General features: G+C 71.5%; 2 protein-coding genes. One reads left to right on the top strand and one right to left on the bottom strand.

The annotated features are described in order from the left end of the window. Positions 1 to 209, bottom strand: a 209-nt coding sequence (locus AC2W7C_RS18735; protein ID WP_486002686.1) for a hypothetical protein, incomplete at its 3' end; no start/stop codon positions are given. Between the two features lie 5 nt (positions 210 to 214). On the opposite strand from AC2W7C_RS18735, the gene AC2W7C_RS18730 reads away from it, so the two are divergent. Further along, complete coding sequence (locus tag AC2W7C_RS18730) at positions 215 to 403, top strand: hypothetical protein (RefSeq protein WP_486002685.1); 189 nt, start codon at positions 215 to 217, stop codon at positions 401 to 403. Positions 404 to 620 lie beyond the last annotated feature (217 nt).

Raw genomic sequence — 620 nt, 5'->3', positions numbered from 1 at the left:
CGGGCCGGCGCCTTCGCGGCCGTCGCCGCCTCGCCGGCCGCCGTGGAGATCGCAGTGCCGCCGGGCCGGAACATGTGCGAGACCGCCCTCTTCCCAATGTTCGCCGAGGGCTTGCGGGAAAACCTGCTGGCCGATCTGCAGGCCACGGCGGGCGACGAGGTGTCGTTCCTGAAGGTGGGCGCGCCGCCGCCGGCGCCGAGCGCCCGCACCCTATGTGCTCGACCTGGGGATCCGCCAGATGCCGGACCGCACCATCGCCAACCTGTCGCTGGTCTCGGCCGCCGACGGCAGGGTGCTGTGGTCGCGGCAGATCACCGAACCGACCAATGTCGACAACTATCTGGCGACCCAGGAGCGGCTGTCGTCCCGGCTGGCGGAGGCGTTCGCGGCCGACCGGCTGTGAGATGAACAGTCCTTCTCCGTCCCCTCGGGGAGGATGGTCGCGAAGCGACCGTGGTGGCGGTTCGATGGGTTGGCGGCCGCCCCCACCCGGCTTCGGCTGCGCCTCAGCCACCCTCCCCCGGAGGGGGAGGGAGAGGCGCTACGTCTTTCTCAAGCGTGACAGCGCCCATTTGGGCGGCGGTCACGCCACGACATCCGGGTCCGGTCCAGACGGGCCT

The organism is Brevundimonas sp. CURTG3B2_SDJG (assembly GCF_057364705.1).
The sequence above is the reverse complement of the archived record's forward strand: the minus strand, read 5'-3'. Positions and strand labels throughout refer to the sequence as shown.